Annotated in this window: 7 protein-coding genes; 6 read left to right on the top strand and 1 reads right to left on the bottom strand. The window is 65.7% G+C overall.

Annotation, left to right across the window (positions count from 1 at the left end; genetic code table 11):
• The gene (locus AC07PF_RS02805; protein WP_158279151.1) at positions 1 to 699 is read right to left on the bottom strand and encodes a Crp/Fnr family transcriptional regulator; all 699 of its coding nucleotides are present in this window, start codon (positions 697 to 699) and stop codon (positions 1 to 3) included.
• 422 nt (positions 700 to 1,121) lie between these two features.
• Between AC07PF_RS02805 and AC07PF_RS02800 the strand changes: the two genes are divergently transcribed.
• The 6 genes from AC07PF_RS02800 to AC07PF_RS02775 all read left to right on the top strand — a co-directional run bounded on the left by AC07PF_RS02800 (position 1,122) and on the right by AC07PF_RS02775 (position 12,278).
• Positions 1,122 to 2,471, top strand: a complete 1,350-nt coding sequence (locus AC07PF_RS02800) for a FecR family protein (RefSeq protein ID WP_494610819.1) — start codon at positions 1,122 to 1,124, stop codon at positions 2,469 to 2,471.
• A gap of 93 nt (positions 2,472 to 2,564) precedes the next feature.
• Positions 2,565 to 4,637 (top strand): CHASE2 domain-containing protein, encoded by a 2,073-nt coding sequence (locus AC07PF_RS02795; protein WP_494610818.1) that lies wholly within the window; start codon positions 2,565 to 2,567, stop codon positions 4,635 to 4,637.
• Between the two features lie 253 nt (positions 4,638 to 4,890).
• A complete protein-coding gene (locus tag AC07PF_RS02790; RefSeq protein WP_494610817.1) occupies positions 4,891 to 6,243 on the top strand; it encodes a tetratricopeptide repeat protein in 1,353 nt (450 codons plus the stop codon).
• A 300-nt stretch (positions 6,244 to 6,543) separates the two neighbouring features.
• Positions 6,544 to 8,748 carry a beta strand repeat-containing protein gene (locus AC07PF_RS02785; protein WP_494610816.1) on the top strand — a complete coding sequence of 735 codons (2,205 nt, stop codon included), beginning with the start codon at positions 6,544 to 6,546 and terminating at the stop codon, positions 8,746 to 8,748.
• A 269-nt stretch (positions 8,749 to 9,017) separates the two neighbouring features.
• Positions 9,018 to 10,556 (top strand): methyltransferase regulatory domain-containing protein, encoded by a 1,539-nt coding sequence (locus AC07PF_RS02780; RefSeq protein ID WP_494610815.1) that lies wholly within the window; start codon positions 9,018 to 9,020, stop codon positions 10,554 to 10,556.
• A gap of 90 nt (positions 10,557 to 10,646) precedes the next feature.
• The gene (locus tag AC07PF_RS02775) at positions 10,647 to 12,278 is read left to right on the top strand and encodes a hypothetical protein (RefSeq protein ID WP_494610814.1); all 1,632 of its coding nucleotides are present in this window, start codon (positions 10,647 to 10,649) and stop codon (positions 12,276 to 12,278) included.
• The last annotated feature ends 155 nt before the right edge of the window (positions 12,279 to 12,433 follow it).

Raw genomic sequence — 12,433 nt, 5'->3', positions numbered from 1 at the left:
TCAGGCTTTGGGAGGGTCTGCGCGTCCTTCTGCAATATCGCGCATGAGCTCAGGCTGCATCAGCTTGAGGATGTTGCCTTCCCGTACCAGCACCTTGTGCAGGAACAGCACCTGGAACGCCCGTGTAACCGTCTCCCGGCTGGCGTTGATCATGATGGCCAACTCCTGGTGGGTGGGGGCCTGTGCGACCTCGGCCACCCCGTCGACCGGGCGCTGCGGCAATTGTAAAAGCAATACGCAAAGCCGCTGAAAGGGGTTGGGAAGGCTCAGCAGCGTGCGCTGCGCCATCACCGTGCGCACCCGCTGCGCCAGCCGGGTCATCACGGCCTGTGCCAGCGCGGGGTGCCCCAGGATCAGCTCGCGTGCTGCGGCACCGTCGAGAAATGCCACCGTGGACTTCACCGCGGCAATGACGAATTCCGAGGGCGGCTTGCCATCCACCAGTGCCAGCTCGCCGAAATAATCCCCCGGATCCACGAAATACATGCCTACGCTGCGGCCGTCCACCGTGAAATCGACCCCCTGCAGCCGTCCTTCCACCAGAAAACCCAGCTCCTGGGTCGGGTTTTCCTTGCCCATCACCATGGCCCGGCGGGCAAAAGAACGCAGCGCCATACGTGCCGACAGTGGTTCCAGGGCTTCGCGCGCCAACGGCTGCAGCAAAGGGAACTGGCTCAACAACTGAACGGAAACGGGCATAGATAGGGAAAAACGCGGCTTGAGCCGATAATACGAAGCCGCTGAAAACGGCGCCCAACGGGCGCCAGGAGATGCAGATCCAGGGCTGGATCGTGCCATGCACCCATGGGATGTTTGCCGGGCTGCGCCAAGCAGCGCATTGCGGCATTACACCACTGGCAACGCTCCCAGCATATTGCCAGTGCTGCGGCAAGTGGTGTGTGACCGTGCTCACACACTGTGAAACAGACATGAGCGAAAATAGGGACCAGAGCTATTTCCTGGCCTGCGCCTGTTTTGGCGCCGCCAGGCATTCTCTGCTGTCCGAAAGGCACACCATGAACCACCGATTGCACCCCATTGCCGCCTGCCTAGCCTTCCCCTTGATGGGGATGGGTGGCCTCGCGCTTGCCTCTACACCCGGGCAACCCTTGGGTGCTGTCGTGGGTGAAGCCACCTTTGTCATCGGGGCGGCCGCCATTCTCCAGGAAGACGGCAGCAGCCGCGTGCTGGACCGTGGCGCCGCCGTGCGTGTCGGCGACCGCATCGAAACCAAGGCCGGCGGCCATGTGCACCTGCGCTTTGTGGACGGTGGTCGCCTCAGCGTGCGGCCGGCCAGCCGCCTGCACATCGAAAGCTACAGCCATTCTGCGCAGCAGCCGCAGCTGGGGGCGATCAAGTTCCGCCTCGATGAAGGCGTGGTGCGCTCCATTACCGGCAGCTGGGGCGAGGCCGCGCGCGAGCGCTTTCGCCTGAACACCCCCGTGGCCGCCATTGGCGTCAAGGGCACGGACTTTGTCGTGCGATCGGACATGGAGCGCACGGCTGCATCGGTGTACACCGGCGCCATCACCCTGACCCCGTTGGCCAACAGCGGCTGCGGTGCGAGCGTCGGTCCCTGCATCAGCGGCCATGAAAAGCTGCTGTCGGACGACATGAAGGGCAAGATCCTCGAGTACAGCCGCCGTGATGCCACGCCCCTGCTGGTGGCCACCGACGCCGTGACACGCAATGCCCGTGCCGTGGAAATCACCGCGCGCACCGAAAAGCCGCAACCCCAGACGCTGGACGACCTGCGCGCCGAGCCCACACCCGTCAAGTCGCTCACGAGCGAGCAAAAGGCGGTGGAAGTGGCTGTCTATACCCCACCAGTGGCGCCCGTGGCGCCCCCACCGGCACCGGAACCCCCGGTGACGGTCGCGCCTCCACCGCCCCCTGCGCCCGCACCTGCTCCTACCCCTGCGCCGCCACCTTCCGTGGTCGAGCCCTCGGTGCCGGTGCTGCCACCCCAGGTGACCCAGCTGGCATGGGCTCGTAACCCCTGGACCTCGCGCGCCGAGGGCGACAGCTTTGTGGTGGATTACGAAACCGCATTGAAATCGGGCTGGAACCGGGTGATCGGCAACCCGTCCTACGCGCTCTTCCAGAATCCGGACGCCCAGGGCAAGCTGCCCCAGGAAGGGGTGGTCAACTTCCGCCTGGCCAATGCCAGCGCCCAGTTCTACAAGGATGCGCAAACCGCCATCGAGGCGGTGGCAGTGCAGAGCGGGGCCCTGCAGGTGGACTTCGGCCGCTCGCTGTTCAATACCTCGCTGTACATGGCCAGCAAGAGCGTGGGCTCGCAGAACATCCAGGCCTCGGGCAATGTCAATGCCACAGGGCAGTTCGTCCCCACCGCATCCAATGCCAACCTCACGGGCCACCTGAATGCCAACGGCACCGAGGCTGCCTATGCCTTCGAGAAACCCCTGTCCCAGGGCTCGCTCAGCGGCGTAACCCTTTGGGGGCGCTGATTGACGCCACGCCAGCCGCCAGCGGACAGACGTCCGGTAGGACGACACCGGGCGCTGCTGGCAGGACTGGCAGCCGCTGCCATTGTCAGCCTGTTGCTATCGCTGCTCTTCGGCCCTGCATTGCAGGCGGTTGAAGAGCGGGTGGGGGACTGGGTCTGGCGCCTGGGCTCCCAGAAGACCGAGGAGCGCCGTGTCCTCGTCGTCGACATCGACGAAAAATCGCTTGCCGAAGTCGGCCCCTGGCCCTGGCCGCGCAGCACGCAGGCGCGCCTGATCGAGCAGATCGCCCAGATGGGGGCGCGCGAGCAAATCCTGGACGTGGTCTTCACGGACCCACGTGACGATGACGCGTCGTTGCTCGCCGCCGTGGCCGAGCACCGCCCGGTCCTTGCCCAGGTCTTTGCGTTGGGTGCATCCGGCCCCGGCACAGGGTTGCCGCAGCTCAGCGAGCAGGCGGCGCCGCGCGTGGGTCAGCCCGCGGGTGCGCTGGACTGGGCCAGTTGCCCGGCACCCTTCTCGGAAGCCCTGGGGCACCTGTCCAATTTCCCCGCGCTGGCGGCCCTCGGTGACATGCCCCAGGGGCGCACCGGCCACATCAGCCCCCGCATCGCAGACGATGGCGTGGTGCGCCACCAGCCGGCCATCATCTGCTGGCAAGGCAAGTCCTACCCCTCGCTGGCCATCGCCTCGCTGCTGCGCGCCACCTCCGAAACCAGCCTGCTGCTGCAGCGCGGCGGCTGGTGGGACGCACCCTGGACCCTGGGCAGCGCCGGCCAGGCATTGCCCGCACTGCCCCTGGATGAGCGAGGCAACATGCGGGTGGCCTGGCGCCTGCACCCCGACAGTTTCGTGAGCATTCCTGCCGCCGACGTGCTGGCGGGCCGTGTGCCGACCGACATCATGACCGGCGCCTGGGTGCTCGTGGGTGCCAGCGCCTTCGGCATGAACGACACCATCGCCACTCCTTACAGTGGTGCCAGTGCCGGGCTGCTTGCGCACGCCCAGATCCTGAGCGCCCTGGTGGACGGGCATACACCCTATACCCCGCGCGCCGCCTTGCCCTTGCAGGCGATCGCCGCCGCACTGGGTGCGTTGCTGTTGTGGCTGCTGGTGCGGCTGGCCGGGCAGGGGGGGGCGGCTGCGCGCGACGCCCAGGCACCCACGCCCTCGCCCATGCTGCGCATGCCGGTGTACCTGCTGCCCGTGGCCGCCCTGGCCTATGCGGTGGCGCTGGTGGTGGCACATGCCCTGGCACTGTGGCTGGCCGATGTGTGGGTGGGTTGGCTGCTGCCAGCCGTCTTCGTACTGCTGGCCGGGGTGTTTGCCGGCACCATCGAGCATGCCCGCAGCCGCAGCGAGCGGGACCGCCTCTACCAGCACCTGGCCAGCTACCTGCCGGCACCCGTGGCGGCCGCACTGGCGCTGCAGCCGCCATCGAGCGCCATCCGCGCCAGCACGCGGCAGGTCAGCGTGCTGCTGGCAGACATCCGCAATTTCTCGGCCTACTGCGAAGCCCGTCCGCCGGAAGAGGCCGCAGCCGTGTTGCATGCCTTCTTTTCTGCCGCGAGCCGCATCGTGCAGGCGCACGGTGGCGTCATCGAGTCCTTCCAGGGCGATGCCGTTGTTGCCGTGTGGAATGGTGCAGACGATGTGCCCCCGCCTTCAACGGCCGATGACCAGCACGCGCAGGTCCATTCACGACAGGCTGTCGCCGCCGCGCTCGACCTGCTCACGGAGTCCTTCAAGCTGCTGCCCGACCCCGCCCCCGCCGGCCTGGAGCCGCTGAGCCTGGGTCTGGGCCTGGAAACCGGCCCCGCCATGGTGGGGTCCTTCGGCCTGGCCAGCCGCCGCACCCACACGGTCATGGGCCGCACCATCACCATTGCCAGCCGCCTGGTCGACCTGACGGTGGACCTCGCCCACCCCATCCTGGTGGGTGAGGGCATGGCGGCGCAGTTGGGTGGACAGTTCTCCCTGGGTGCGCGGACCGATGGCCGCGGCGCGCCGGAAACGCAGCACCTGCAGTCCATGGGCACCTTCCTGCTGGAAGGCCTGCGCGTACCCCACCATATATATGCTGTGCCCCTGGACACCCTGGCGGCCGAGCACCCGCCTGAACCGGGAGACAGCCAGGCGGCCCAACTCACAGCCCATGGCACAGCGTAGGCGGCACTACCATTTTTCTGCCCAATCCTGCGCAGCATCCGCCCCTTCGGGTTCAATGCCCCGCACGGTGTGGCTGCTCGCAATGGCCATGTGCGCGGCAACGGCCGCGCAGGCACAGTCCCCGGCGTCACCCGCCGCACGGCCGGGCAAGGCCCTGCCTCCCCTGGCAGCCCCGGCCCAGGAGATAGTGCCCGCGTTCAATGTCCCCCAGGTTCCGCCAGCCGGGGCACAACCCAGTGCTGCGGAGGCGGCCGTGGCTGCCGTGTGCATCCCGGTGCCCGACGGCACGCCCGCCGACCGCCTGACCCCCTATGTGATCACCTGCCAGCGCGTGCCCGAATGGCTGGCCCAGCTGGGTGCCCTGCTCAACAAGGAAGGCCGCTACGACGAAGCCGCCGAGCACCTGGAGCGCTCGCTCATGCTCGCTCCCGACCAGATCCAGGCCGGGCTCGACTACGCCGTGGCACTGGCTGGCGTGGGCGACCTGCTCAGCGCCACCCAACTGCTGGGCCAGTGGCTGGCCCGCCCCGACCTGCCCGACACCCTGCGCGCCAGCCTGGCCCAGGCCCAGCAGCGCTATGCGGCTGCGGGCCGTGCCAGCACCGGCTGGCAATGGCGCCGCCACGCCGGGCTGCGGCTGGGGCGCGACAGCAACCTGCTCGGCGCCCCCAGCATCACCAGCCTCACGCTGACACTGCCCACCGGCAACATCACCCTGCCAGTGGAAGAGAGCAGCCTGCCCCGCCCCGGCGCCTACACCCGGGCTGACCTGCGCATGGACCTGGCGCGCCAATGGGCCGACGGCCAGCGCGTGGAGGTAGCTGCCGCCGTGCTGGCCCGCTCTGCCCCCCGGGCCTCGCAGACCGGAACCACGCAAGCTGAACTCGCCGGCGAGTACTCCCGCCTGGCGGGTGAAATCGGCTCGGCCGGTGATACGACCTTGCTGCAGCACTACACCGGTGCTGCGGTGGCCAGCCTGCACACACGCGGTGGCACACGTTACGCCAGCTTTCATCTGGGCACGGGCCTGCAGCTGCAAGACAAATACATGCCGACCAATGGATCGAGTCCGCTGGGCCCGCAAGGGTTGTCGGCAATATGCAACACGCGGGTGGGGGCCGAGGCGCAGCTGCGCAATCTATATAGCAACCCTGTGCTCTCGGGCCGCTATGCAGGCCTGGCCGTGTTGTGGAGCTGCAATGCACAGCCCCAGCAGGTGCTGGCCGATGGCGCGGGGCTGGCATTCAGCCAGTGGCAGATCGGCGTGCGCGCCGGCGTCGACTCGCCCACCGATGCCACCCGCCCCGGTGGCCGCCAGCAGCAGTACAGCCTGCGCGCCGCCACCCACCTGGGGCCCCGCTGGTACCTGGACGCAGAGCTGGGCCACAACCGCGACACCACCGCCTACAGTGCCATCCTGGACAACGGGCGCGTGCGCAACACCACCCGCCTGTCCCTGCGCGCCGAATACCAGCACCCCCTGCCCAGCCTGGCGCCGGGCGCCGTGGCGGTGCTGGGGTTCGAGGGCTTCCGCCAAAGCTCCAACCTGCCCCTGTTCGCGATCCGCAGCAGCGGGCCTTACCTGGCCATTCGGGGGCAGTGGTAGCCCTGGGCTGTTGGCCGGCTGCAACGCAGTGGGCTGCGGCCGGGCCGCATCGGCAAGCGCACGGTAGTTGTGATCCGCGTCACGCCACCCCCGGTGGGTTGCTTGCTACACTTGCTCCCAAGTTGGCTAGGCATTGCTCTTGATCACTGGCATTTTTTTAAAAGTGCGTGTGATAATGCCAGAGCAAACTTGTAAAGATGGGGTCGATCTGGCACGCACGGCAGAAAAGCGTGGTGCATGACAGGCAGGCCTGCTTTAGCAACTTGTTTTCATTTCTTAACTGTAAATAGGAAGATTCAAATGCCTGCACAAATTTTCGGCACCGACGCAGTCGTCACAATCCTGAACCGCGCGTTCACCGACACTTCGCCAGCCAACGCCACCTTCAAGAACCAAGTGGCAACCGCCGGCACCACCCGTGCTAGCCAAGAAGCCTTTGCTCAGCAATTCGGCGCTGGCTACCAAGGCAAGACCAATGCAGAACTGTCGAACCTGTTGCTGAAGAACCTGGGCGTGCTGCCCAACGCAGGCCTCGAAGCAGCTCTGACCGACTACATCGCTGCAGCCGGCAAGAACAACATCGGCCTGATCGCTCTGCAACTGGGCGAAATCCTGTCGAACCTGGAAAACGACACCAACGGTTTCGCCGCTGCTGCCGTGGCATGGAACGCAGAAGTCACCGCTGCTTACAACTACTCGTCGAACCCAGCCAACACGACTCCTTCGGGCACCAACTCTGGCACCAACCTGGTTCTGACCACCGGTGTGGACCTGATCAACGGCACGTCCGCTGACGACACGATCATTGCTGACAACACCGCTGTTGCAAAGCAACTGACGGCTGCTGACCAGATCAATGGCGGTGCCGGCAACGACACCCTGAAGGTCTTCCTGGCTGCTGGCGACACCGCTACCGGCCAGCCCACCACGCTGACCAGCATCGAAGAGGTGTACATCACCGGCGGCGCCGTTGTCGCCTACACCGCTGCCACCGGCACGACCAAGCTGACCATCGACGCTCCCGTGGTCAACACCGCTGCCACCTTCACGGTGAACGGCCAGGCTGTTTCGCTGAACAACCACGCTGTGACGGCTAACGTCACGACCACGATCGCTGCTGCAGCCACTGCAACGGCTACGTCGCAAGCCGTGGCCCTGAATGGCGTGACCAGCACCGCTGCCAACGTGCACACGCTGGATCTGTCGGGCACCAAGGTTGCCACGCTGGACCTGTCGACCAACACCGCTGCCAGCAAGATCGCCCTGACGAACACCGGCGCTGCCATCACCACCGTGAACGTGTCTGGTGACAAGGGCCTGACCGTGACGGCTGCTCCTGCTGCCATCGTCACCGTGAACGCTGCTGCCAACACCGGCGGCGTGAGCTGGGCTGCTGGCACGCCTGGCGCTGCCTTCAAGTTCACCGGCGGTACCGGCAACGACACCGTTTCGTTCGCCAACGACGGCCTGGCTGCCCTGACCTCCGGCGCTCAGCTGGTGGGCGGCGACGGCACGAACGACAAGATCGGCATTCTGGACACCGCTCTGTCGGCTACGGAAACCGCGCGCATCAACCAAGCCACCGGCTTCGAAACCCTGGGCCTGAATGCCAACATCTCCGTGGATGCCAGCACGCTGACCAGCATCAAGTCGTTCTCGGTTGACACCGCTGGCCTGACCGCCACGATCAGCAGCCTGGCCACTGGCAGCACGACCGCCATCAACGCCAACACCACGTCGCTGACGCTGGGTTCCGCTGTGGGCGTGACCGACACGGCCATCACCGTCGGCGGTACCGCCGGTGGCGTGACCGTGGGCACCCTGGTGACCACCGGTATCACGAACGTGTCGCTGACCTCCAACGGCGCAGCCGCCAACATCATCACCACGCTGACCAACAGCGACAACAGCGTGTTCACGCTGAAGGGTGGCGCTGACCTGACGCTGGCTCTGGCTGCTGGTACGGCTGTGGGCAGCAAGATCGACGGTTCCGCTGCCACCGGCAAGCTGACGCTGACCGGTTCTGCTCTGGTTTCTTCCGGTGACGTGATCATCGGCGGCGCTGGCGTCGACACCATCAACGGTGGCCAAGGTGCTGACACCCTGACCGGCGGCGCTGGTGCTGACGTGTTCTCGTTCACGGGTACGGCTGCTGCCAATTCCAGCGGCGCGGCCTTCGGCCAAGCCGACGTGATCACCGACTTCGTCGTGGGTACCGACAAGCTGCAATTCGCTGGCGTGGTCGATGTTGTGTCTGGCCAACAAGGCGCTGTGCAAGCTGCTGTGACGGCCCTGGCTGCTGGTTCCAGCGCCACCGCCATCGCTACCGCCATGGCAACGGCCAACACGACCAACCTGGGCGTGTCGTTCGCTGTGTTCGAAGGCAACACCTACGTGCTGTACGAAACCGCTGGTGCCTCCACCGGTGTCGCCGCTGATGACGTGTTCATCAAGCTGACTGGCGTGACCACTGCGCCTACGTTCGCTAACTCTGTGATCGCCTAATTCGCCTTGTGCGACAAACCCATGCCTTCTGGGCGTGGGTTTGGGTGAGAACCTGAAAACCCGGCTCCTTGGAGCCGGGTTTTTTATTTTTGGTGCACTGAAAATAGGGCGGCTTCACGGACGCCAGCCCGCTCGGCGGCGTGAATGCAAGAGCGAAGGAAGGCATCGCGCAAGCGCCAGGCCTGGCATCGATTGCCAAGCCCGCCACGGCGAACGCATGCGGTGGCGCTTAGGGCAGAATGCAGCATCTCAACAGGGAGTCGCATTGCATGTCTGAATGGACGGATGGCTACGTCGCCGATATCGGGTACACCTACGGGTATTACACAGAGCTCAATCCCCTCCGGCTGCGCCTGGCGTTTCTGCACAGCGGCCTTGCAGCACCAGAGATCCACACCGCGTGTGAACTGGGCTTTGGCCAGGGCGTGAGTGTCAACATGCATGCGGCAGCCAGCACGGCGCAATGGCATGGCAATGACTTCAATCCATCCCAGGCCGCCTTTGCGCAAGGGCTGGCATCAGTGGCCGGTACCAACGCCCAGTTAACGGACGAGTCCTTTGCAGAACTGGCCGCACGCGACGATCTGCCCAGGTTCGACTACATCGGCCTGCACGGCATCTGGAGCTGGATCAATGACGAGAACCGCTCCACCATTGTCGAATTCATCCGCCGGCAGCTCAATGTGGGCGGGGTGGTGTACATCAGCTACAACACCATGCCAGGCTGGGCACCTTTTGCCCCGGTGCGCCATTTGCTCAACCTGCACGCCGAGACCATGGGCTCGGCAGGGCAGGGCAGCGTGGGCCGCATTGACAGCGCTTTTGCATTTGCCGACAAACTGCTGGCCGCCAATCCCCTGTATGCGCGGGCCAACCCGAATATCGTGGAGCGATTCAAGGGTGTGAAGGGCCACACCAAGAACTATGTGGCCCACGAGTATTTCAACCGCGACTGGCAGCCCATGCATTTTTCCACCCTGGCGGAAAAATTGGAGTCGGTGAAACTGCAGTTTGCCTGCTCGGCCCATTACCTGGACCATGTGGAGCCCATCCATTTCACGCCCGAGCAGTCGCAGTTGCTCGCCGAGATCAAGGATGTCACGCTCAAGGAAACCGCGCGCGATTTCCTGGGCAGCCAGTATTTTCGGCGCGATTACTGGACCAAGGGCGCACGCCGGCTCGACCCGTTGCAGCGCTGGGAAGCCCTGCGCGCCGAGAAGGTGGTGCTGACCAAGTACCGGCCCGAGGTGCCCCTGAAGGTGACCGGCGCCCTGGGCGAGGTGGCCTTGAACGAAGCCATCTACAACCCGCTGCTGGACCTGCTGGCCGACCACAGGCCGCGCAGCCTGGGCCAGATCGAGCAGGCCATGAAGCCGCACAATGTCGGTATGGCCCAGGTGCTGCAGGCCGTGATGCTGCTGGCCGGTGCCGGGCACCTGCAGTCGATCCAGGAGGCGGATGTCGTCGCCAAGGTCCGCAAGAACACCGACAAGATCAACCTGGAGTTGATGAAGCGGGCCCGCGGCAATGGCGATGTGCAGCACCTGGTGAGCCCGCTGACCGGCGGCGGCATGCCCGTGCAGCGTTTCCACCAGCTGTTTCTGATGGCCATCGGCCAGGGTAAAAAGCAGCCGGCCGACTGGGCCCAGTTTGTCTGGCAGGCACTGGCCGGCCAGGGGCAGTCCATCGTCAAGGAAGGCAAAACCCTGGCAACGCCCGAGGAAAATCTGCAGGAACTGTTGGTGCAGGCCACGGATTTCGAGAAAAAGCACCTGCCTGTCCTCAAGGCCCTGATGATCGCTGCCTGATCGCCGGCCTGCACGGAGCGCCGGAGCCGTGCGCCCCGCCTAGCGGGCCGGCCCGCATAAATGCGGCTGCTTCCGCGCCGCCCCCAACCCATGGACATTGGCCTGACGGGCGATGTGCCCGGTCAATGGGCACCGGCCCGGCAAAGGAAGCACACCATGGGGCGCCATCTCGCAAGCGCGGCAGACAATCCAAACCAGACCATCACGGTGGTCGCAGAAACAGCGCTGGCCGCCGGGGACTATGCCCGGCTGGGCGCAGGCGGCTATGTGCGGCGCGCTGCCGACGGCGTCCCCCTGGCGCTGCAAAACTCCGCTGCGGGGATCACGGCCTTGGTTCCCGCCGCCGCGGCGGAGAGCAGTGGAGCCGGGGCGTGGGGCCGCATTGGACTCGGCAACCAAAGCTTTCGCTCCGTGCTGGCCTTGGACAATGGCCATTTCGCGGTGGTCTTCAGCGGCAATGGCTCGCAGAACGATACCAGTGTCAACCTACGCATCTATGGGCCCATGCGCATGCCGGTTTCGCCCCGCGTGGTGGTTGCCACAGCTGCCGGTGTCGGCTGTACGCGCCTGGCACGTGCGGGAGCGTCAGGCATCGCCGTGGCGTGGACCGAGGGCTCGGTCCTCAAGCTGGCCATCCATGCGGTCGGTACCGGCGCCCTCGCGGTAGCGGAGACCACGGTGGCCACACTGGGCGCTGCCGACATCGCCAGCTGGAACATGGCCACCCTGGCGGGTGGCGAGGTCGTGCTGGCCTACCGCAAGAGCGGCAGCAACGATCTGGTGTTCAGGCGCTTCGACACCCTGGGTGCCCCCCAGGGGGGCGAAGTCGTCGTGGAAGCAGGCGCCTCGCCCACTTACCTGGGGGTGTTGCCACTGGCCGCTGGCGGCTTTGTGCTGCACTACTACCGCGCTGCCGCGACCGCCGCCTACAAATTCGCGCGATTTGCTGCCAACGGCAGCCAGCAGGGGGCATTGGCCACGCTGGCGACGGGCGCCGCCTACCGCTCTGCAAGCCCTTGCGAACGCAATGCAATCGAACTGGGCAATGGCAATATCGCCTTTGTCGATCCGGCAAGCAGCACCGTCGCAGGTGTCCGCCTGTACGATGCCGGCGGAAATTTCCTTTCGGCGATCGTTGCCGCCACGGATGGCGGCCCCAACTCCGTCTGCATCTGCCCCCGCCAGTTTGGGGGTTTCTGGTTGGCTGCGGGTGGCCGCATGCACGAATATGACAATGTTGGCAACAGCGTAAGGCAGGTGGTCAGTGCCGGAAGCACGCCATCGATGCTGTTCGACCGGCCGGGCAATGGACCCTTGATCGCGTGGTATCTATCCACAGCAGAGGGGTTCACTGTGCAGTTGTACGGATGGGCGGTCGATTTGTCGGCTTTGGAGAGCGCGCTCGTCTTGGGCTCTTCAGGCACTTATCCCCTGTCGTACGCTTGGACAGAGGTGTTGTCCAATGGCATGGTGGCCAGCATCGTCTGTCCGCAGTCCAGTGCTGCACAAGTTCATCTCTCCATCCCGCAAGCGTCCTCCATCCTGGGCATTGTGCAAGAGCCCGCTGCACCGGGCACTGCCGCCAGGGTGGCGACGGCTGGCAAATTCACGACCACCCAGTCGTTCAATGGCCCTGCCTTCGACCGGCGCAGCGCCACCCCTCCGGGGACCCGGGGCGTCGCGGTGGGCAACATGGCCATTCTGGGTGGGTTGAGCGGATAAATTCCCGTCTCCACGTCCACGTCCACGTCCCCGTCGCCAGGGTCGGGGGGGACAGGCGAGGGCGCATTGCAATCCACCCGGGAGGCTTCAGATGGCTGGCGAGCGACACCACGGCCGCGCTGAGGCCCAATGGCAGCTCGGTCAGGCTGACCGGT

It is taken from the genome of Acidovorax sp. GW821-FHT10A04 (genome assembly GCF_059415825.1).
This window is presented reverse-complemented; position numbering and strand designations above follow the sequence as displayed.